Below are 18513 nucleotides of genomic sequence, written 5' to 3'. Positions count from 1 at the left end.
ACCCAACCAACCGTTCAGCTGTCTTTCAGCGCCAGCGTCCGCTCTCGCAGCCACGCCACGAATTCCCGCTGCCCGCCGGGAAAGGCCTTCACCTCCTCGGGCGTGATCGGTGTGCCCACCACCGGGCTTTGCGGACGGCCACAGGCATGCACGACCTCGTGGATCAACAAGCCCTGCCGCATCGTCGCGGACAGCTGATTGGCGATCTGATAGGCGCGCGAATTCTGCCCCGGAAAGTAGATTGGCACCACGGTCGCACCGGAACGCTGCACCATCTTGGCGGTGAAGGGATTCCAGCCCTGCTCCTCTGCCGGCCCCCACCAATCCTTGGAAGACGCCACAACCCCCGACGGAAACAGCGCAATCACGCCGCCGGTCTTGAGATGCGCCATGGCCTTGGCCCGCATCTCCAGGCTCTGCTCGCGGGCATCTGCCTCATGAGGAAATGGTACCGGGATCATGAAGGGATCGACCTCCTGCACCCCGGTCAACAGGGACCGCACGAGGATCTTGTAGTCCGTCCGCTGCCGTCCGATCAGCTCGGCCAGCACCATGCCATCGACCAGCCCATGCGGATGGTTGGCCACCACGATCACCGGGCCGTCCTTGGGGATGTTGGCGACCTGCGTGTCGGGCGTCTTCAGGTCAATGCCCATCACCTTCAGCGCCTGACCCCAAAAGGCCTGCCCCTCCGCAGCGCCCATCGCCTCGAACCGGCGCACCATCCGCAACAGCGGCAGCTTGCCGGTCGTCCACTCCATCACGCGGATGATGTTGGCTTTCCATGGGTTGGTGAAGGTGTTGGCGTAGCTGACGCGACTCTTGTCGTAGGGCTCCGACGCCGGGACGGCGGGGCCAGTCATCTCAGTGGTCTGGGTGCTGTCTACCATAGCCCCTATGCGTCCCGTTCTGGAGACCCGAACTCAGCAGTCCTCGCCGAAACGGTCAGCCACAAGGGCCTCCACAGCGTCAGCCAGAGCCTCTGCATCCGGGCCAGAGGTTTGAACCTCAATAGTGGTTCCACGCGCGGCTGCCAACATCAAAAGACCCATGATGCTGTCTCCGCCGGCGGACATGCCGTCGCGTGACACCTCGCAATTGGCATCGAACCCTTCGACCACCTCCACCAGTTTGGCCGAGGCGCGGGCATGCAGCCCCTTTTCGTTGATGATCTTGAGATCTCTGCGAACGGAATCGCTCATACTGTCGGTCTTTCCTGCTGTCTCGCGTCTCAGGCTGGATCAGCCGGAACGTTCTGACTGTCAATGTATTTGCGCCCGGCCTCCAGCGCGCTGCGCACGGCGTCGCCGACGGCCATATGGCGGCTTTTGGCCAGTTTGATCAGCATGGGCAGGTTCGCGCCATACAAGATCCGGCGATCATCCGGACGGCAGGCGTTCAACGACAGGTTGGACGGGGAGCCGCCAAACATATCCGTCACCAGCACGACACCGGTTCCCTGATCCACCGCGTCGGCGGCGGCGCAAATCTCGGACTGCTTCAACTGCCGGTCGCAATCCACCTCGATTGAGATGGCCGCCATGCCGGGCTGTTGTCCGACGACATGTTCTACCGCCGCGAGATACTCGCGGGCCAGTCCACCATGTGCGACGATCACGATTCCGATCACCCGGCTTTCCTTCCACCTAGATTGGCTGATCCCGGCACCGACGGTGCTGCAGTGCGGCGTTCCAACTCCCGGTGCCGAATAGACACGCGCCAGCCCGCGCTTGCAAGAGCCGCAGCCATGCTTTCTGTGAGGGTGACTGACCGATGTTTCCCCCCGGTGCAGCCAAAGCCGATGGCGAAATGCGCCTTGCCCTCTTCGACACAGGCGGGCAGCACCAACAGGATCAGATCCCTGACCTGTTCGGAAAACGCAGCAAAGCGCGGATCCTCCGCCACATACTCCGACACCTCTTTGTCGAGCCCGGTGTGCGACCGCAGCTCAGGCTCCCAATGCGGATTGCGCAAAAAGCGGCAGTCAAACACCATGTCCAGGCCCTGTGGCAGCCCTCGCTTGTAGGAAAAGCTGTGCACAGAGACGGCCATGCCCTGCCCCGTGACAAGGCCGAACCAGCCCTCTATCTCGGCCCGCAGATCGTGCACCGTCAGCTCACTGGTTTCGATCAGGATGTCGGCATGGACGCGCAGGTCCTCCAGCAGCGCTTTCTCGCGCTCGATCCCGTCCGACGGGCTTTCATCCGGGGCCAGGGGGTGCCGCCGCCGCGTCTCGGAGTAGCGGCGCATCAGCACTTCGACGGAACAGTCGAGATAGAGCAGATCGATCAACCGATCCGGCGCGCCGAGCGTCTCCCGCAATTCCAACAGCCCACCGACGCTGAAATCCCGGTTGCGCACGTCAATGCCCAGCGCCAACGGTCTGTTCAGCGCGTCATCCCCTTCCAGAAGCTTCGGAATGAAGCTCAGGGGAATATTGTCGATCGTCTCAAAGCCGAGGTCTTCCAGCACATTGATCGCCGAAGACCGCCCGGCGCCCGAAGGCCCGGTGACCAGTACAATCCGTTTGGTCTCTTGTGTCGAACAGTCCATGTCACTCTCTGCGTCCCGTTCTCAGATATTGTATGAGAGCGGCAGGAAAATAGGGACCCGCGCTTTTGTGAAGCACCGCGAAGTCTACCCCAAGCACATTTCTCAATCGTTCAGGCGGAAGTCGATCTTCCTCCTCGATATCCAGGTCGAGCACGGCAACCAATTCGGCGCGCGTGCTCTGCGCCGCCAGCACGCCGATGCCCCGCGCCTCGATCATCCCGCGAATGGCCTCCGGCGCCTGCATCCAGACCGTCTCGCGCTCTCGCCGCAACCGCGTCTGGTCATCCGCCACAAGCTGTGCGCCAAGCGCCATCATGGCGAGTGCCAGCGAAGACTTCCCCGCCCCGGACCTGCCGCATATCAACAGGCCGCGCCCGTTGATTGCAACCGAACTGCTGTGGACCATCTGTTCCATTTATCAGATCGGCAGGCCCACGACAAAGCGTGCGCCCAACGGTTCGGATGTCACATCGGCTTCGGTCGGTCGAATGTTCTCGGCCCAGATCACGCCGCCATGCGCCTCGATGATCTGCTTGGAAATCGCCAGACCGAGGCCGGAGTTATTGCCGAAATCCGACTGCGGTCGCGAGGTGTAGAAACGTTTGAAGATCTTCTGCAAGGCCTCTTCGGGAATGCCGGGACCAGTGTCCTCGACCACAACCAGAACCCTGTTGTCCCGCCTGCGCGCCCAGACGCGGATCGCATCACCGTCCTCGCAGAACGATATCGCGTTGGTGATCAGGTTGACAAAGACCTGCGCCAGACGCGCCTCCAGACCATTCGTCGTGATCTTGGTTTTCGGCAGGTCGGAGATGAACTCGATCCCTTTCGACCGCGCGTCTTCGCCCAGGAATTCAGAGATATTGCCGATCATCTTCAGCAGATCGAACTCTTGTTCCTCTTCCTTCACCAGCTCGGAATCAAGCCGCGACGCGTTGGAGATGTCGGACACCAGGCGATCCAGCCGACGCACGTCGTGCTCGATCACATCCAACAGCTTCTGCCGGTGCTCGTCCTTCTTGACCATACGCATCGACCCCACGGCCGATCGCAGCGAGGCCAGCGGGTTCTTGATCTCATGCGCCACGTCAGCCGCGAACTGCTCATTGGCATCGATCCGGTCGTAGAGCGCGGACACCATCCCCCTGAGCGCCCCCGACAAGCGCCCGATCTCATCAGGTCGCGCGGTCAGGTCCGGGATGCGGATGCGCCCCGTCGTCTTGTGCTTGCGGTCCCGGTCCCGCCCGATCTCTGCCGCGTCGGCGAGGTCGGAAATCGGGTTCGCGATGGTCGAGGCCAGCACCAGACTGAGCCCGATGGACACGAGCGTTGCGATGATAAACATCTCCAACACGCGCTCCCGCTCCTTGCGAACAGCGGCATCGATTTCTGCCGCAGAGGACGCCAGCGCCACGGTGCCGAGGATCGCATCCCCCACGCGAATGGGCGAAAAGGCGTAAAAGACCGTGTCCCCTCCCCCTCCGGCCTGCACCACGCGGGTAAGTGCCGGGTCGCCGGTCTCGATCTCGCGCCGCAGACGGTCTTCGAGCACCAGATCCGGCTCATCGGAAAAATAGGTGAACAGACCGGCAACGCCTTGCCACAGCCCGTTGAGAAAATCGGCGATCAGCGTGGGGTCATCCTGATCGGCGGACACTTCGACCGCTGGCGGCACTCGTCCGATGGCCTCGCCCACAAGAAAGGTGGCGCTGTCATAGACCAGAACCTGCATCCCCTCGCGCAGGTCGATCCCGTTCAGTGTGCTGGCCACATCGACGCCACTGCTGCTGCCCAGCGGTGCCGCATTGACCTGCATCTGGACCTCAAAGGTGTCAGCGATCAGCTCGACTTCGGACTGCAGCGCGTTGATGCGCTGAATGGCCAGAGTATCCCGTGAGGAGTTCAGCCAAAGCACCCCCGCCACCAACACGTTCAAGGCAATCAGGTTGAACGTGATGATCTTGCGGGTCAGCGGCGATCGATTAAGCGTGAAAAGACCGCGCTGCGCACGCGAGTCGCGCAGTTCCTTTTCGACGGTGCTGTCCGGGGCGACCCAATCGTCTCCCAGCACAACATCTGCATCTCGACGATTGTCATCGTCCCCATCACGCATGGGAATCCGTTCGGCCAGGGCCATCAATTACTCTTCGTTGTAGCGGTACCCGATACCGTAAAGAGTCTCGATGGCGGAGAAGTCTGTATCAACAGTCCGCATCTTCTTGCGCAAGCGCTTGATGTGGCTGTCGATGGTGCGATCGTCGACGTAGACCTGATCGTCGTAGGCCACGTCCATAAGCTGATCCCGCGATTTAACAAAGCCCGGTCGCTGTGCCAACGCCTGCAGCAACAGGAATTCCGTCACCGTCAGGGACACGTCCTGTCCCCGCCATGTCACGGCATGGCGCAGCGGGTCCATCGTCAGGGACCCACGGGTCATCAGCTTGGTTTCCTCGGTGTCCCCCACCACGTCGCCGGCAACGGCTTCCTGGCGGCGCAACAACGCGCGGATGCGTTCAACCAGAAGCCGCTGGCTGAAAGGTTTCTTTACATAATCGTCGGCGCCCATGCGCAGACCCAGAACCTCGTCGATTTCATCGTCTTTTGAGGTCAGGAAGATCACCGGCATCTTGGATTTCTGGCGCACCCGCTGTAGCAGGTCCATGCCATCCATGCGCGGCATCTTGATATCGAAAACGGCCATGTCGGGCATCTTCTTGTTGAAGGCGTCCAGCGCGGCTTGTCCGTCGTTATACGTCTCGACTTCGAACCCCTCGGCTTCCAAAGTCATCGAAACCGATGTCAGGATATTTCTGTCATCGTCCACTAGGGCGATCTTAGACATTTTATTGTCCTTATGCTGCTCTGTTACCTGATTTTTTCCCCAAGTATCAGCGAATTCCTGCCTTGCGGCAATCATTAAGTGCGAATCAGCAAAGCGCCGCACGCTCATGGGACCCGAATTTGGCAAAGGAATGACTAAAATGTACCACCCCTTTTGGATAGTCGGACCCCAATCTTGGCACGGATCTGCCAATGCGGGTGGGTGGTAACGCTAAACTTCATTTGGTTGCGCTAACTGCGCACTTGCGTCCTGTTACTTCTGAAAAACGTCATGCTAAAGGAACGAATACCGACGCATACCGCGCCGCAACTTTCTTTCGCGCGCAGCGCTGCAACAGGAGCAAGGCAGATGACATTTGGACGGGTCAACCCGCAGTTCAAGCTTGAGGATCAGGGGATCGAAGGGCTTGATAATGTCTATTACAACCTCATGGAGCCCGCGCTGATACAAGCCGCGCTCAAAAGCGAAGAAGGCACGCTCGGCAAAGGCGGCTCCTTCCTCGTGACGACGGGCACTTACACCGGCCGCTCCCCGAAGGACAAGTTCATTGTCCGCACCCCTTCGGTCGAGGACTCGATCTGGTGGGAAAACAACGCCCCGATGGACGCCGACGCCTTTGACCGTCTCCACGCCGACATGCTGGAGCACATGAAAGGCGGCAACTATTACGTGCAGGATCTCGTCGGCGGGGCCGATCCGGCCAACGCCATCGACGTGCGCGTGATCACCGAACTGGCCTGGCACAACCTGTTCATCCGCCACATGCTGCGCCGTCCCGACCGCGAAGATCTCGACAGCTTTGTCGCCGATTTCACGATCATCAACTGCCCGACCTTCAAGGCGGACCCGGAAAAGCACGGCTGCCGCACGGAAACGGTCATCGCTCTGAACTTCGACAAGAAGCTCATCCTGATCGGCAACACCGAATACGCCGGCGAGAACAAGAAAGCCGTGTTCACGCTGCTGAACTACATCCTGCCGGGCAAAGGCATCATGGCGATGCACTGCTCTGCCAACCACGCGCCCAACAACCCGGTCGACACGGCCGTGTTCTTCGGCCTCTCCGGTACGGGCAAGACCACGCTCTCCGCCGATCCGGAGCGCGTTCTGATCGGCGACGACGAGCACGGCTGGTCTGATCGCGGCACCTTCAACTTCGAAGGCGGCTGCTACGCCAAGACGATCAACCTGTCCGCCGATGCGGAGCCGGAAATCTACGCCACCACCGAGAAGTTCGGCACCGTGATCGAGAACATGGTCTTCGATCCGGAAACCTTCGACCTCGACTTCGAGGACGACAGCCTGACCGCCAACATGCGCTGCGCCTACCCGCTGAACTACATCTCCAACGCGTCCAAGACCGCGCTGGGCGGCCACCCCAAGAACATCATCATGCTCACATGTGATGCCTTCGGCGTACTGCCTCCGATCGCGCGCCTGACCCCGGCGCAGGCGATGTACCACTTCCTGTCCGGCTTCACCTCCAAGGTGGCCGGGACAGAGCGTGGCGTGACCGAACCGGAGCCGACCTTCTCCACCTGCTTTGGCGCGCCGTTCATGCCGCGTCGTCCCGAGGCCTACGGCAACCTGCTGCGCGACAAGATCGCCAAGCACGGCGCGACCTGCTGGCTGGTGAACACCGGCTGGACCGGCGGCGCCTACGGCACCGGCTCGCGGATGCCGATCAAGGCAACCCGCGCCCTGCTGCATGCCGCGCTGAACGGCTCACTGAACAACGCACCGATGCGCAAGGACCCGAACTTCGGGTTCGAGGTTCCCACCCACGTCGAAGGCGTGCCGGACATGCTGCTCGACCCCAAGAAGACCTGGGATGACAAGGCAGCCTATGACGCGCAGTCGGCCAAACTCGTCGCCATGTTCGCCGAGAACTTTGCACAGTACGTGCCCTACATCGACGAGGACGTGAAAGCCGCCGCAATCGGCTGAACGCCGCGCTCCTGAACGAAAGGCCCTCCGCAGCGCGGGGGGCCTTTTGCGTTTACGAAGCTGTGACAGGGGGCCGCTCGTATCTGCGCGCAGACCTGATACTCTGCGCCCCGACAGACAGGAGATTCCGATGCTGCGCTTCGCCCTAACGCTCGCCCTGCTCGCCAGCCCGCTATCCGCCCAAGCCCTCGCGCTCACCGGCTACGGGGTGATCTGCGACATCGAAAAGGGGCGCACCCGCCCAGCGCCCGACACCGTGTCCGGCGTCCTCAACGTCGTGAACCAGCACCACCCCATCGACGTCCACACCGCGACTGTCCCTGCGGAAATGGGGTTGAGCTTCGGCATCCGCGCCGACCTCCCCGACGGGGCCGAGGGCGGCACCTTTTCGATCATCGTCACGCACCCGCCCATGGGGCCGCAGGGACAGACAGTCGAAAGCTGGACCACCACGCTGTCCCCCGGCGATCCGGCGCTCAACCTGTTCACATTCGAGTTGCCATATGAACTTGTTCAGGGCGACTGGCGTTTCCAGATTGCACGAGCAGATGACATCGTCCTGGAGCAGCACTTCACCGTCCTGCCCGCCGGAAGTGTTCCCGCCGTACAGCGCGCCTGCCGCGGCAGCGTGCCAATGTCATGATGTATTGGATCGGATGAGCCCATGAAATGCCACACCCTGCTTCTTTCGCTTGCGCTGCTGCCCATGGCAGAGGCCGCCTCCGCCCAGTCCGACATCGGCGGTGTCATCTACACCGCCGCCTGCCAGCGCTGTCACGGGGCCGACAGCGCCAAGATCACCGGCGCCGACCTGCGCGGCCTGTCCATGGATGGCATCAAGACCGCGCATGACTATGCTCTGTTCCCGACGATCGTCGATCCGCAAAAGGATCTGACAGCCATCGCGGCCTATCTCGGCGGCCTGTAACTCAGGCCGCGCGCAGCCCCAGGATCTCGCGCGCCTGCGCAAAGGACGCCACCGGGCGCTCGTACTTTTCGCACAAATCGACCGCCCGCTTCACCAGCGCGGCGTTGGACGGCGCAAGGGTGGACCGATCAATGCGAATGTTGTCCTCCAGACCGGTACGGGTGTGCCCACCGGCGGCGATGGCCCATTCGTTGATCTCGATCTGGTGCCGGCCAATGCCCGCGGCACACCATTCCCCCTCGGGCGCGACGCGCTGCATGGTCTTGATGTAGTAGTCAAAGACCTCCTTGTCGGCAGGCATGGCGTTCTTCACCCCCATGACGAACTGCACATACAGCTTGCCGGGAATACGACCGTCCTTGTTCATCTCGGCGGCCTTGAGGATGTGGCTCAGGTCAAACGCCTCGATCTCCGGCTTGACGTTGTAGGTCTTCATCTCGGCGGCCAGCCAATCCACCAGATCCGGCGGGTTCTCGTAAACGCGGGTCGGAAAGTTGTTCGAGCCCACCGACAGCGATGCCATGTCAGGGGCCAGCGACAGCATCCCGCCACGCGTCTGACCCGCGCCAGAGCGGCCCCCGGTGGACAGTTGCACGATCATGCCGGGGCAGTGTTTCTGGACGCCCTCCACCAGCCGCGCGAATTTTTCCGGGTCGGAGGTCGGCGTTTCGTCGTCATTGCGCACATGGGCGTGCATGATGGTCGCCCCGGCCTCGAACGCCTCCTGCGTGCTTTCCACCTGCTCCGCGACAGAGATCGGCACAGCGGGGTTGTCCGCCTTCTTCGGCAGGGAGCCGGTGATGGCAACACAGATGATGCAGGGCTTTGTCATAGGGTCCTCGGGCGTTGGTCTGCGAATTTTGCGCAGTGTACTGCGTGTTCGTCGCACTGAGAAGCCGGGGCAAAGGGCACTGCCCCGGCAAGATTGGTTAACAAAATCATAAAGTTGTCAGCTGACAATTTCCGTTCTTCATTCTCGGTATCATCAGATATCGAAAAAGATGGTCTCTCCCTCGCCCTGAAGGCGGATGTCGAACCGGTAGTGATCCCCCTCCTTGACCGCCATCAGCGTCGGGATGCGTGACTGGTGCTCGATCCGGGTCAGGATCGGGTCCTCGGCGTTGGCGGCCTCTTCGTCGGCAAAGTACATGCGCGTGTGCAGTCCCAGGTTGATGCCCCGCGCCACGATCCAGAAGGTCACATGCGGCGCTTGCAGCCGCCCATCGGTGAACGGCACGCGACCGGGCTTCAGCGTCTCGAAGGTGAATTCGCCTGTGTCCATGTCGCCCGGCGACCGGCCCCAGCCGGTGAAGCCCTCGACACCGCCACGTCCCGCGAACTTGCCAGACGGGTCGGCTTGCCAGATCTCGATCAAAGCATCCTTCAACGGGTTGCCCGTGCCGTCGAACACCGAGCCCTTGATGGTGATGCGCTCTCCCTCCGGGTTGCCGGTGATGATCTTCGTGCCAAGGTCTTCGGGAAAGATCCCCTCAATCCCAAGGAAGTTCGGCGTACAGCCGATGTGGACGTACGGCCCGGCGGTCTGCGAAGGGCTTTCCTTGTAGCGGTTCATGTCACATGCCCTCCATGCGGTTTTCGAACATGGTTTGACGACGGCCCCGCAGGGTGATGTCGAACTGGTAGCACAGCGAGTCCATCGGGATGGAACCGGGGCGGTCCAGCTTGGCCACCAGCGTCTCGATCGCCTCCCGCGTCGGGATGGTGCCCACGATGGGACACTGCCAGATCATCGGGTCGCCCTCGAAATACATCTGGGTGATCAGTCGCTGCGCGAACGAATGTCCAAAGACCGAGACGTGAATATGCGCAGGGCGCCAGTCGTCGGGACCGTTGGGCCAGGGATAGGGTCCGGGCTTCACCGTCAGGAATTCGTAAAAGCCGTTCTCGTCCGTGATGCAGCGCCCGCAGCCGCCGAAGTTGGGATCGAGCGGTGCGAGGTAGCCCTCTTTCTTGTGACGGTAGCGCCCGCCTGCGTTGGCCTGCCAGACCTCCACCAGCGTGTGCGGCACGGGGCGGCCGAACTCGTCACGCACATGGCCCTGCACCACGATGCGCGGGCCGATGGCCATCTCTCCAGGCGCGGCGAAGTTGGTGATCAGATTGTTGTCCTTGGCCCCTAGGATATCATGGCCGAACACCGGCCCGGTTTCCTCGGACAGCGAGGTCGCGGCGCCGATGGGGGCAAAGCGCGGGCTGCGCGTCACGCTGGTCTTGTACAGCGGCGTCAGCGCGGGCGGGTGCCAGCTCCTGTCACGCGCGGCATATCCGTTTGTCTTTGTCATGGTGTCCGGTCTCCTCTCCGGCAGGGGGTGCGCGTTCCCTGGGTCGGTCAGTCTTGTTCCATCTCGGCGTAAGTCGCCTTGGCCAGCTTGAAGGCATGGTTGGCCTTCGGCACGCCAGCATAGACAGCCACATGCATGAAGGCCTGCGTCACGTCTTCCTTTGTCGCGCCAGTGTTGGCGGTGGCACGAATGTGCATCGGGATCTCTTCGAAGTTTCCGGTGGCCGCCAGCAGCGCCAGCGTCAGCATGGACCGTTCCCGGTCGCTGATCGCGTCAGAGGCCCAGACATTGCCCCAGGCGGTTTCCGTGATCAGCTCCTGAAACGGCACGTCAAAGGGCGTCTTGGCGGCCTCGGCCCGGTCCACATGCGCATCGCCCAGAACCTTGCGGCGCACCTGCATCCCGGTGTCATAACGGTTGGTCATAGTGATCTCCCCAAGCTCAATATGGCAGGCCGACATAGTTGATGGCCATGGTCTTTTGCATGCTTTCCGTGCTGGCGAGATGCTCGATCTCGGCGCGTTGGATATGCAGCTCGTAAGGATCGGTGTCCGGGAAGCGGTGCAGCGTCTTGGTCATCCACCAGCTGAAGCGCTGCGTCTTCCAGACCCGCGCCAGCGCCTTTTCGGAATAGCCGCCCAGCGCCTTCGGGTCCTTGTCGAGGTAGCACGCCTGCAAGGCGCGGAAGAGGTAGTGCACGTCGGAGGCCGCAGTGTTCAAACCCTTTGCCCCGGTGGGCGGCACGATGTGCGCAGCGTCCCCGGCGAGGAACAGACGGCCGTATTGCATGGGCTCACAGACGAACCCGCGCAACGGCGCGATGCTTTTCTCGATGGTCGGGCCGGTTTCCATCTGCTCGGCCACACGGCGGGGAATGCGGCGCTTGAACTCTTCCCAGAAGGCGTCGTCCGACCAGTCCGCGACCTTGTCGGTCAATGGGGCCTGAATGTAGTAGCGGCTGAGGTTCTCGTTGCGCATGGAGGACAGCGCAAACCCGCGCTCGGAGTTGGCATAGATCAGCTCGTGGTGCGCGGGCTTGGTCTCTGACAGAACGCCAAGCCAGCCGAAGGGGTACACCCGCTCGAATTCCTTTCGCTTTTCCGCAGGGATCGCCTGACGCGACGGACCGTGGAACCCATCACAGCCCGCGATGTAATCACATTCGATCGTCTTGCGCGTGCCCTGGTGCATGAAGGTGACGGAGGCGCCCTCGTCCCCCTCCAGTGCGGCATTGCGGATCTCCACCTCGTCGACCTCGAACAGGGTGGTGCCGCCGGTCTGTTCCCGCGCAGCATAGAGATCGCGCGTCACCTCGGTCTGGCCATAGACCATGACCGCGGTGCCGGTGTGCTTGGTAAAGTCGATGCGGACTTCCATATCCTCGAAGGAGATGACCGTGCCGTCGTGGGGGTAGCCTTCGGTGCCCATGCGGGTCGGGACGCGGGCTTCCTCCAGCAGGTTGATCAGACCCTGTTCCAAAACACCCGCGCGAATACGGCTGAGGACGTGGTCCTTTGTCCGGCGTTCCAGAACGATGGCGTCGATGCCCGCCTGATGACAAAGCTGACCCAAAAGCAGGCCGGAGGGGCCGCCTCCGATAATGCAAACCTGTGTTCTCATGATCCAACTCCCTTTGCGGGCATAATGCTGAACCAAAACGCATTGTAAATTGACGGTTTATGCGATTTAGCTTCCCAAAATGACAACTAACCGGATCAAGCTGCGCCATCTTGAGGCGCTGACCGCCATCGCGCGGCACGGCAGCCTGCGGGCGGCCTGCGCGCATCTGCACCTGTCGCCCCCTGCCCTGTCCAAAACCCTCAAGGAGCTGGAGGACACGCTGGGCACCACCCTGATGCACCGCGACCGGGCCGGCATTCGCATGACAGCCGAGGGCGCGCTGTTTCTGCGCTTTGCCAATCAAAGCCTCGCGGCGTTGCATCGCGGCGTCGAAGGGCTGTCCGATCTGCGGCACGGCGGCCGCGAGACGTTGCGCGTGGGGTCGCTGCCATCCGTGGCGGCGCGGCTGATGCCGCAGGCGGTGGCGACCTTTCGGCGCGTGGCACCGGACACCCGTCTGATGCTGCGCGACGGGGCGCATGGCGCGCTGACGGCGCTGCTGCGGGCCGGAGAACTGGACATCGTTGTCGGGCGCATGGGTGGGGCGGAGACCATGCAGGGCCTGTCCTTTACCCAACTGTACGTGGAGAAGGTGGTGTGCGTCACGCGCGCCGGCCATCCGTTGATCGAAAGCCCCGACCTCGACAGGCTGGCCGATTGGCCGGTGCTGTATCCGCCCGAAGACGCCGCAATCCGCCCCCTGCTGGACCGCTGGTGTCTGGCCCATGGGGTTCAGCCCTTTCGCGATCAGGTGGACTGCGTGTCTGGTGCCTTTGGGCGCAATTACCTGCGCGCCTCGGACGCGGTCTGGTTCATTTCCGAAGGGGTGGTGGCGCAGGATCTGGCCGACGGGCGACTGCACGCGCTGCCCTTTGACCTGAGCCTGACCGCCGGACCGGTGGGGTTGATGACGCAGCCAGAGGCCGCCAGCAGCCGGTCACAGCAGCTTTTTGTACAATCTCTGCGTGTGGCCCTTGAATCTTAACCATTTTATCGGCGGCGAATCGCCACCTATCCACAACTTATTGCCAAAGTCACTGAATATTTCCTTTACGCCGATTCGCAGGGCAGGCACGATATGTTGTGAGGGCGCGGGACAGGCACCGCAGCCCTAGAGCAGTCTGCAAGCGTTGGGGGATTGATCCGCATCCCGCGCTAAAAATGATAAAAACGAGGTGGCGAAATGGCCCTGTCCGAGCACTACCTGACGGAAGAAATGCATCCGATCGATATCGTCGAGAGCATTGCCCAGTACAACGAGTGGGACTTTGATCGGCTCGAAGACGATCAGATCGCCATGGCGGTGGATGGCCAGTGGCGCAACTATTCCATCACGCTGGCCTGGTCGCACAACGACGAGACACTGCGGCTGATCTGCACCTTCGAGATCGATCCGCCCGCCGAACGTCTGGCCACCCTGCACGAGGGGCTGAACGCCGTGAACGACCAATGCTGGGCCGGGTGCTTCAGCTATTGGGCGCAGGAAAAGCTGATGGTCTACAAGTACGGTCTGATGCTGGCAGGCGGCAATATCGCGACGCCCGAGCAGATCGACACCATGATCGCCGCTGCCGTGACCTCCGCCGAGCGCTATTATCCGGCCTTTCAACTGATGTGCTGGACCGACAAGACGGCGAAAGAGGCGCTGCAAATCGCCATCGCCAAAGCCTACGGCCACGCCTGAGCGCCGCTGATTGCGAAGACCTGCGGTTCCGGTTACCCCTTTGTGCAACGTAAGCATGCAATGGGAGAGCGGGATGAAAGACGGTGTGATCGCAGAGCGCGGGCTGGTGCTGCTGGGCTGTGGCAAGATGGGCTCGGCCATGCTCGAAGGTTGGTTGAAGCGCGGTTTGCCTGCCACCTCGGTTTGGGTAAATGATCCGAACCCGTCGGATTGGGTGCAGGCGCAAGGTGTGAACCTGAACGCGCCCCTGCCGGACGCCCCCGCCATTGTCTTGATTGCCGTGAAGCCGCAGATGATGGCCGACGCCCTGCCGTCGCTGAAGGCCATGGGCAACGGCCCGACCCTGTTTTTGTCGGTTGCCGCTGGCATTTCCATCGCCACGTACGAGACGCTGCTGGGCGAGGCCACGCCCATCGTCCGCGCGATGCCCAACACACCTGCCGCCGTGGGTCAGGGGATCACCGCGATTATCGGCAACGGTCGTGCCGGCGCCGAAGACCTCGACTTGTCGGAGACGCTGCTGAGCGCCGTGGGCGAGGTGGTCAGGCTGGAGTCCGAGACGCAGATGGACGCGGTCACGGGGCTCAGCGGCTCTGGCCCGGCCTATGTGTTTCACATGATCGAGTGCATGGCCGCCGCGGGCGAGGCGCAGGGCCTGTCGCCAGAGCTGGCCATGTCCCTGGCGAAGGCGACCGTCGCGGGGGCCGGCGCCTTGGCGAAGCAGGCGGACGACGATCCGGCGCAGTTGCGACGTAATGTGACCTCGCCCAATGGCACCACGCAAGCGGGGCTGGAGGTGCTGATGGACGAGGGGACGGGTTTGCCGCCGCTTATGGTCGCGACCGTCAAGGCTGCCGCAGATCGGTCGCGGGAGCTGGCCAATGGCTGAGATTACATTCGACGATTTTCTGAAAGTCGACATCCGGGCCGGGACTGTGCTGCGCGCCGAGCCCTTTCCGGAGGCGCGGAAACCGGCCATCAAGATGTGGATCGACTTTGGTCCGGAGATCGGAGAGCGCAAGACCTCGGCGCAGATCACGCACCATTATGCGCCCGAAGATCTGGTGGGCACACAGGTTCTGGCGGTGGTCAACTTTCCACCCCGCCAGATCGGCAAGTTCATGTCAGAAGTGCTGGTGCTTGGCGTCCATGATGCTGACGGCAACGTCACGCTGAGCCGCACGGATCACCCGGTGAACAACGGCGCCCGCCTGAGCTAAGTCAGGTTTGCGTCGTGTTCGAGGGGATCGGCGCATCGTGACGCGCGCTCCACGTCGGGTCATCTTTTTTGATCCGGCGGGAGATCAGCTTGCCCAAGGGCCATGCGGCGATCAAGCCCAAGGCCGCCGCGGTCACAAAAGACCAGATGCTGACCCATCCAAACACAAAGAAAGCAATTGTGGCGATATAGGCGACGCTGACGCCTGCCATATGGCCGATGAAAAAGGTGAGATTGCGATTCATGACAGCCTCCTGATGAGAAATCATGTCTGAAAAACACGTCAGCCCATGATTTGTTCCGTTAAGGCAATCGCTGGTTGGGTTGACTTGGGGCCGTGCATGGCGATTGTGGCCTGCACCCGAGGAGGACCGTCATGTACCAGCCCGCGATCACCGGCCACGGTGTCTTTACCCCCACGCAATCCATCACCAACGATGAGCTTGTGGTGGCCTTCAACGCCTATGCAGATCTGTGGAACGCCGAACACGCCGAGGCCATCGCAGCGGGTGAGGTTGAGGCGAAACCGCAGTCGTCGTCCGACTTCATCTTCAACGCGTCGGGGATCGAGCAGCGCTATGTGCTTGATAAGGCGGGCGTGCTGGACCCGACACGCATGTTTCCCGCCCTTCCCGCGCGTGACGACGAACAGCCGTCCTACATGGCGGAGATGGCGGTAGACGCCTGCGGCAAAGCGCTGAAGATGGCCGGGATCGACGCCGGTGAGATCGACCTTGTGATCTGTGCCGCGTCCAACCACGAACGCGCCTACCCGGCGATTGCCATCGAGATTCAGCAGTTGCTGGGCTGTGCGGGCTTTGGATTCGATATGAACGTGGCGTGCTCCTCTGCCACTTTTGGCATTCAGGCGGCGGCGGATATGGTGCGCGCGGGATCGGTGCGGCGCGCGCTGGTGGTCTGCCCGGAGATCTGCTCCGGCCATCTGGAATGGCGCGACCGGGATTGTCATTTCATCTTTGGCGACGTCTGCACGGCGGTGGTGCTGGAACGGTCGGAGGACGCCAAGGGCGCGCGGTTCGACGTCATATCCACGCGCTGCGCGACGCAGTTTTCCAACAACATCCGCAACAACAATGGCTTTTTGCGCCGGACACATGACCAGATGGACGACCGTCGCGAGATGCAGTTCATGCAGAACGGGCGCAAGGTGTTCAAGGAAGTGCTGCCGATGGTGTCCACCCACATCGCAGAGCACATGGACGATGCCGGATGGGCTGCCGGCGATCTGAAGCGGCTCTGGCTGCATCAGGCCAACAAGACGATGAACGATTTCATCGGGAAGAAAGTGCTGGGCCGCGTGCCGGAAGAGGGCGAACAGCCCAACATCTTGCAAGATTACGCCAACACATCCTCCGCCGGCTCGATCATCGCCTTTTCCAAGCATTCCGACGATCTGACGCCCGGCGACAAGGGCGTGATCTGTTCGTTTGGCGCGGGCTATTCCGTGGGATCGGTGTTGATCGAACGCGCCTGAACGCCTTTTTCAAAGAACACCCAGTCGAAGCCGTCCATCTGGCGGCGGTCCACTTCGGTGTAGCCAAGATGCGGATACATCGTCAGGTTTTCGCGCATTCCGGCCTCGGCGATCCGGGCGACAGGGGCAGCGTCGTCTGGCCGGGCGCGCCGGATCATCGCCGCCGCCACACGTTGAGCATATGCACCAGTGACCCCAGCAGCAGGCCCCAGACCGCGCTGCCAATGCCGAAGAGGGTCAGCCCCGATGCGGTGAGGACAAAGGTCAGCGCGGCGGCTTCGCGTGTGTCCTCGTCCTTTAGCGCGGCCGAGGCGGAGGTCATGAAGACCGGCAACAGAGCCACCCCCGCGAGGGCGGACATGGTCATTGGCGGCGCAGAGGCGGCGACGAATGTCACCACGGCAGCGAACACGCTGAAAAGCACGTAGAACAGCCCTGCCCAGACCGCCGCCCAGTAGCGCTGGGCCTTGTCCGGGTGGGCGTTTTCATCGGAGCACATGGCCGCCGTGATCGCGGCGAGGTTGTTGGCGATGGCACCGAACGGGGCTGTCAGGATCGAAGCTGCGCCGACGGTGACGAACATCTTGCCGGTGGGCGGCGTGTACCCGTTGGTTTTCAGCACCGCGACGCCGGGGACGTTCTGCGTCGCCATGGTCACGATGAACAGCGGCAAAGCAAGACCGATCAGCGCCGAGAGCGAGAAGGTCGGCGTCACCCAGACCGGCGGCGTCAGGATGTGGTCCGGCATCGGCAGCGTGCCGTTCCACCAGATCACCAGCGCCACGGCCGCCAGAACCGTCGCCGGAACGGCAAACAGGCGCGACACGCGGGAGACCCCAAACCACGTCAGCAGGATCACCGCACCGACCACCGGAGCCTCTGCCAAGGCGCGGAACGGGGCAAAGCAGATCGGCAGCAGAACGCCCGACAGCATTGCCAGGGTGATCGGACCGGGAATGGCCTGGGCCAGGCGGACCAAGGGTTTCCAGAAGCCCGCCACCACCACCAGTGCGCCCGCAATCAGGAAGGCCCCGACCGCGCCGGAAAACCCCGCTGCGTCCGCCGCCGATCCTGCCAGCAGCGCCGCGCCGGGCGTGGACCATGCACAGGATGCCGGTGCCTTGAACCACAAGGCCAGCACGATGCCCGACAGCCCCATGGCCACCCCGCCCGCCATCAGTGCCGAGGAGGCCTGCGGCGCGGTGGCGCCCATCGCCTCCACCCCCGCCAGAAAAATCGGGAAGGAGGAAAAGAACCCGACGATGGCCACGACGAAGCCCGTTGCGAGCGCCTGAATACCACCCATTACTGCCCCACTTCCTGCCGCCAGTGACGCCGGCACAGCGACACGTACATTTCGTTGCCACCGACCTGCACCTGCGCGCCGTCCATCACCGTGCGCCCGTCCGGGCCGCGGCGGATCACCATGGTCGCGTTGCGCCCGCAGTGGCATATGGTGCGCACCTCGCGCATCACGTCGGCAATGGCCAGCAGCGCGGCGGAGCCGGGGAACAGCTCTCCCCGGAAGTCGACGCGCAGCCCGTAGGCCATCACCGGCACCCCGAGGTCGTCGACCACCTTCGCCAGTTGCCAGACCTGATCGCGGGTCATGAAATGAGCTTCGTCGACGAATATGCAGGCGACTTTGCCCTCGGCGAGCCGCTTTTGGATCATGTCGAACAGATCGGTGTCGGCGCCGAAGACATCCGCCGCGCGTGACAGACCGATCCGCGAACCGATGCGCCCCTTGCCCGCGCGGTCGTCAAAGGCCGCGATCAGCAGGTAGGTGTCCATCCCGCGTTCGTTATAGTTATGCGCGGCTTGCAACAGCAAAGTCGACTTGCCCGCGTTCATGGTGGAGAAATGAAAATGCAGCTTGGCCATGGTGCGCTTTTGCGCCAGCCGCGCCCGAAGGACAAGAT

The 18513-nt window shown here is 62.5% G+C and carries 24 protein-coding genes; 8 read left to right on the top strand and 16 right to left on the bottom strand.

What is annotated here, in order from left to right; translation table 11 throughout:
- Positions 1 to 14 precede the first annotated feature (14 nt).
- The 7 genes from J4E08_RS17875 to J4E08_RS17845 are packed head-to-tail and all read right to left on the bottom strand — an operon-like array spanning position 15 to position 5395.
- On the bottom strand, positions 15 to 890 hold the full coding sequence (locus J4E08_RS17875) for a lysophospholipid acyltransferase family protein (RefSeq protein ID WP_349539673.1): 876 nt from the start codon (positions 888 to 890) through the stop codon (positions 15 to 17).
- 33 nt (positions 891 to 923) lie between these two features.
- The gene (locus J4E08_RS17870; RefSeq protein ID WP_183966570.1) at positions 924 to 1202 is read right to left on the bottom strand and encodes an HPr family phosphocarrier protein; all 279 of its coding nucleotides are present in this window, start codon (positions 1200 to 1202) and stop codon (positions 924 to 926) included.
- 29 nt (positions 1203 to 1231) lie between these two features.
- Positions 1232 to 1630, bottom strand: a complete 399-nt coding sequence (locus J4E08_RS17865; RefSeq protein WP_183966568.1) for a PTS sugar transporter subunit IIA domain-containing protein — start codon at positions 1628 to 1630, stop codon at positions 1232 to 1234.
- Entirely contained in the window at positions 1627 to 2553 is a 927-nt protein-coding gene (gene rapZ / locus J4E08_RS17860; protein ID WP_349539672.1) for an RNase adapter RapZ, read from the bottom strand. Before rapZ ends, J4E08_RS17865 begins: the two co-directional genes overlap by 4 nt.
- 1 nt (position 2554) lies before the next feature.
- Positions 2555 to 2968, bottom strand: a complete 414-nt coding sequence (locus J4E08_RS17855; RefSeq protein ID WP_349539671.1) for an HPr kinase/phosphorylase — start codon at positions 2966 to 2968, stop codon at positions 2555 to 2557.
- A 3-nt stretch (positions 2969 to 2971) separates the two neighbouring features.
- On the bottom strand, positions 2972 to 4690 hold the full coding sequence (locus J4E08_RS17850; protein WP_349539670.1) for a sensor histidine kinase: 1719 nt from the start codon (positions 4688 to 4690) through the stop codon (positions 2972 to 2974).
- A 3-nt stretch (positions 4691 to 4693) separates the two neighbouring features.
- The gene (locus tag J4E08_RS17845) at positions 4694 to 5395 is read right to left on the bottom strand and encodes a response regulator transcription factor (protein ID WP_183966560.1); all 702 of its coding nucleotides are present in this window, start codon (positions 5393 to 5395) and stop codon (positions 4694 to 4696) included.
- 348 nt (positions 5396 to 5743) lie between these two features.
- Between J4E08_RS17845 and J4E08_RS17840 the strand changes: the two genes are divergently transcribed.
- From J4E08_RS17840 to J4E08_RS17830, 3 genes are all read left to right on the top strand, one after another.
- Positions 5744 to 7342, top strand: a complete 1599-nt coding sequence (locus J4E08_RS17840; protein ID WP_349539669.1) for a phosphoenolpyruvate carboxykinase — start codon at positions 5744 to 5746, stop codon at positions 7340 to 7342.
- A gap of 130 nt (positions 7343 to 7472) precedes the next feature.
- Positions 7473 to 7985 carry a DUF3859 domain-containing protein gene (locus J4E08_RS17835; RefSeq protein ID WP_349539668.1) on the top strand — a complete coding sequence of 171 codons (513 nt, stop codon included), beginning with the start codon at positions 7473 to 7475 and terminating at the stop codon, positions 7983 to 7985.
- Positions 7986 to 8006: 21 nt separating this feature from the next.
- Positions 8007 to 8270: a hypothetical protein gene (locus J4E08_RS17830; RefSeq protein ID WP_349539667.1), complete on the top strand. Its 264-nt coding sequence runs from the start codon at positions 8007 to 8009 to the stop codon at positions 8268 to 8270.
- A gap of 1 nt (position 8271) precedes the next feature.
- On the opposite strand, the gene J4E08_RS17825 is transcribed toward J4E08_RS17830, so the two are convergent.
- The 5 genes from J4E08_RS17825 to pobA form a co-directional block, all read right to left on the bottom strand.
- Positions 8272 to 9102: a 3-oxoadipate:acetyl-CoA acetyltransferase gene (locus tag J4E08_RS17825; protein ID WP_349539666.1), complete on the bottom strand. Its 831-nt coding sequence runs from the start codon at positions 9100 to 9102 to the stop codon at positions 8272 to 8274.
- Positions 9103 to 9255: 153 nt separating this feature from the next.
- On the bottom strand, positions 9256 to 9843 hold the full coding sequence (pcaG, locus tag J4E08_RS17820; RefSeq protein ID WP_349539665.1) for a protocatechuate 3,4-dioxygenase subunit alpha: 588 nt from the start codon (positions 9841 to 9843) through the stop codon (positions 9256 to 9258).
- A gap of 1 nt (position 9844) precedes the next feature.
- Positions 9845 to 10573, bottom strand: coding sequence for a protocatechuate 3,4-dioxygenase subunit beta (gene pcaH / locus J4E08_RS17815; RefSeq protein WP_349539664.1), 729 nt, complete (start codon positions 10571 to 10573; stop codon positions 9845 to 9847).
- 47 nt (positions 10574 to 10620) lie between these two features.
- Complete coding sequence (gene pcaC / locus J4E08_RS17810; RefSeq protein ID WP_183966546.1) at positions 10621 to 10998, bottom strand: 4-carboxymuconolactone decarboxylase; 378 nt, start codon at positions 10996 to 10998, stop codon at positions 10621 to 10623.
- 16 nt (positions 10999 to 11014) lie between these two features.
- Entirely contained in the window at positions 11015 to 12193 is a 1179-nt protein-coding gene (pobA, locus tag J4E08_RS17805; protein ID WP_349539663.1) for a 4-hydroxybenzoate 3-monooxygenase, read from the bottom strand.
- 79 nt (positions 12194 to 12272) lie between these two features.
- Between pobA and pcaQ the strand changes: the two genes are divergently transcribed.
- From pcaQ to J4E08_RS17785, 4 genes are all read left to right on the top strand, one after another.
- Complete coding sequence (pcaQ, locus tag J4E08_RS17800; RefSeq protein ID WP_349539662.1) at positions 12273 to 13178, top strand: pca operon transcription factor PcaQ; 906 nt, start codon at positions 12273 to 12275, stop codon at positions 13176 to 13178.
- 198 nt (positions 13179 to 13376) lie between these two features.
- Positions 13377 to 13877: a type III secretion system chaperone family protein gene (locus J4E08_RS17795; RefSeq protein WP_183966540.1), complete on the top strand. Its 501-nt coding sequence runs from the start codon at positions 13377 to 13379 to the stop codon at positions 13875 to 13877.
- Positions 13878 to 13950: 73 nt separating this feature from the next.
- Positions 13951 to 14766 (top strand): pyrroline-5-carboxylate reductase, encoded by an 816-nt coding sequence (gene proC / locus J4E08_RS17790; RefSeq protein WP_349539661.1) that lies wholly within the window; start codon positions 13951 to 13953, stop codon positions 14764 to 14766.
- A complete protein-coding gene (locus J4E08_RS17785; RefSeq protein ID WP_349539660.1) occupies positions 14759 to 15097 on the top strand; it encodes a tRNA-binding protein in 339 nt (112 codons plus the stop codon). Before proC ends, J4E08_RS17785 begins: the two co-directional genes overlap by 8 nt.
- Position 15098: 1 nt before the next feature.
- On the opposite strand, the gene J4E08_RS17780 is transcribed toward J4E08_RS17785, so the two are convergent.
- A complete protein-coding gene (locus J4E08_RS17780; RefSeq protein ID WP_349539659.1) occupies positions 15099 to 15341 on the bottom strand; it encodes a hypothetical protein in 243 nt (80 codons plus the stop codon).
- A gap of 131 nt (positions 15342 to 15472) precedes the next feature.
- Between J4E08_RS17780 and J4E08_RS17775 the strand changes: the two genes are divergently transcribed.
- A complete protein-coding gene (locus J4E08_RS17775) occupies positions 15473 to 16591 on the top strand; it encodes a beta-ketoacyl-ACP synthase III (RefSeq protein ID WP_349539658.1) in 1119 nt (372 codons plus the stop codon).
- Here J4E08_RS17775 and J4E08_RS17770 read toward each other — a convergent pair.
- From J4E08_RS17770 to J4E08_RS17760, 3 genes are read right to left on the bottom strand one after another with little or no spacing between them, the layout of a single operon-like run.
- Positions 16555 to 16749: a hypothetical protein gene (locus J4E08_RS17770; protein ID WP_349539657.1), complete on the bottom strand. Its 195-nt coding sequence runs from the start codon at positions 16747 to 16749 to the stop codon at positions 16555 to 16557. The genes J4E08_RS17775 and J4E08_RS17770 overlap by 37 nt on opposite strands.
- Positions 16746 to 17897: a benzoate/H(+) symporter BenE family transporter gene (locus J4E08_RS17765; protein ID WP_349539656.1), complete on the bottom strand. Its 1152-nt coding sequence runs from the start codon at positions 17895 to 17897 to the stop codon at positions 16746 to 16748. The genes J4E08_RS17770 and J4E08_RS17765 overlap by 4 nt, the downstream gene beginning before the upstream one ends.
- Entirely contained in the window at positions 17897 to 18475 is a 579-nt protein-coding gene (locus J4E08_RS17760; protein ID WP_183966526.1) for a thymidine kinase, read from the bottom strand. Before J4E08_RS17760 ends, J4E08_RS17765 begins: the two co-directional genes overlap by 1 nt.
- Positions 18476 to 18513: the final 38 nt, after the last annotated feature.

Origin of the sequence: Sagittula sp. NFXS13 (assembly GCF_040148795.1) — a bacterium.
GTDB classification, from domain to species: domain Bacteria; phylum Pseudomonadota; class Alphaproteobacteria; order Rhodobacterales; family Rhodobacteraceae; genus Sagittula; species Sagittula marina.
This window is presented reverse-complemented; position numbering and strand designations above follow the sequence as displayed.

What these genes read in the sequence shown, in the direction of transcription:
- pcaH (WP_349539664.1), bottom strand. Translation starts at nt 10,573, where the DNA reads ATGACAAAGACAAACGGATATGCCGCGCGTGACAGGAGCTGGCACCCG.
- J4E08_RS17855 (WP_349539671.1), bottom strand. Translation starts at nt 2,968, where the DNA reads ATGGAACAGATGGTCCACAGCAGTTCGGTTGCAATCAACGGGCGCGGC.
- pcaQ (WP_349539662.1), top strand. Translation starts at nt 12,273, where the DNA reads ATGACAACTAACCGGATCAAGCTGCGCCATCTTGAGGCGCTGACCGCC.
- rapZ (WP_349539672.1), bottom strand. Translation starts at nt 2,553, where the DNA reads ATGGACTGTTCGACACAAGAGACCAAACGGATTGTACTGGTCACCGGG.
- pobA (WP_349539663.1), bottom strand. Translation starts at nt 12,193, where the DNA reads ATGAGAACACAGGTTTGCATTATCGGAGGCGGCCCCTCCGGCCTGCTT.
- pcaG (WP_349539665.1), bottom strand. Translation starts at nt 9,843, where the DNA reads ATGAACCGCTACAAGGAAAGCCCTTCGCAGACCGCCGGGCCGTACGTC.
- J4E08_RS17760 (WP_183966526.1), bottom strand. Translation starts at nt 18,475, where the DNA reads ATGGCCAAGCTGCATTTTCATTTCTCCACCATGAACGCGGGCAAGTCG.
- J4E08_RS17870 (WP_183966570.1), bottom strand. Translation starts at nt 1,202, where the DNA reads ATGAGCGATTCCGTTCGCAGAGATCTCAAGATCATCAACGAAAAGGGG.
- J4E08_RS17840 (WP_349539669.1), top strand. Translation starts at nt 5,744, where the DNA reads ATGACATTTGGACGGGTCAACCCGCAGTTCAAGCTTGAGGATCAGGGG.
- J4E08_RS17785 (WP_349539660.1), top strand. Translation starts at nt 14,759, where the DNA reads ATGGCTGAGATTACATTCGACGATTTTCTGAAAGTCGACATCCGGGCC.
- J4E08_RS17825 (WP_349539666.1), bottom strand. Translation starts at nt 9,102, where the DNA reads ATGACAAAGCCCTGCATCATCTGTGTTGCCATCACCGGCTCCCTGCCG.
- J4E08_RS17835 (WP_349539668.1), top strand. Translation starts at nt 7,473, where the DNA reads ATGCTGCGCTTCGCCCTAACGCTCGCCCTGCTCGCCAGCCCGCTATCC.
- J4E08_RS17765 (WP_349539656.1), bottom strand. Translation starts at nt 17,897, where the DNA reads ATGGGTGGTATTCAGGCGCTCGCAACGGGCTTCGTCGTGGCCATCGTC.
- J4E08_RS17845 (WP_183966560.1), bottom strand. Translation starts at nt 5,395, where the DNA reads ATGTCTAAGATCGCCCTAGTGGACGATGACAGAAATATCCTGACATCG.
- J4E08_RS17830 (WP_349539667.1), top strand. Translation starts at nt 8,007, where the DNA reads ATGAAATGCCACACCCTGCTTCTTTCGCTTGCGCTGCTGCCCATGGCA.
- J4E08_RS17770 (WP_349539657.1), bottom strand. Translation starts at nt 16,749, where the DNA reads ATGATCCGGCGCGCCCGGCCAGACGACGCTGCCCCTGTCGCCCGGATC.
- J4E08_RS17875 (WP_349539673.1), bottom strand. Translation starts at nt 890, where the DNA reads ATGGTAGACAGCACCCAGACCACTGAGATGACTGGCCCCGCCGTCCCG.
- J4E08_RS17850 (WP_349539670.1), bottom strand. Translation starts at nt 4,690, where the DNA reads ATGGCCCTGGCCGAACGGATTCCCATGCGTGATGGGGACGATGACAAT.
- J4E08_RS17780 (WP_349539659.1), bottom strand. Translation starts at nt 15,341, where the DNA reads ATGAATCGCAATCTCACCTTTTTCATCGGCCATATGGCAGGCGTCAGC.
- proC (WP_349539661.1), top strand. Translation starts at nt 13,951, where the DNA reads ATGAAAGACGGTGTGATCGCAGAGCGCGGGCTGGTGCTGCTGGGCTGT.
- pcaC (WP_183966546.1), bottom strand. Translation starts at nt 10,998, where the DNA reads ATGACCAACCGTTATGACACCGGGATGCAGGTGCGCCGCAAGGTTCTG.
- J4E08_RS17775 (WP_349539658.1), top strand. Translation starts at nt 15,473, where the DNA reads ATGTACCAGCCCGCGATCACCGGCCACGGTGTCTTTACCCCCACGCAA.
- J4E08_RS17795 (WP_183966540.1), top strand. Translation starts at nt 13,377, where the DNA reads ATGGCCCTGTCCGAGCACTACCTGACGGAAGAAATGCATCCGATCGAT.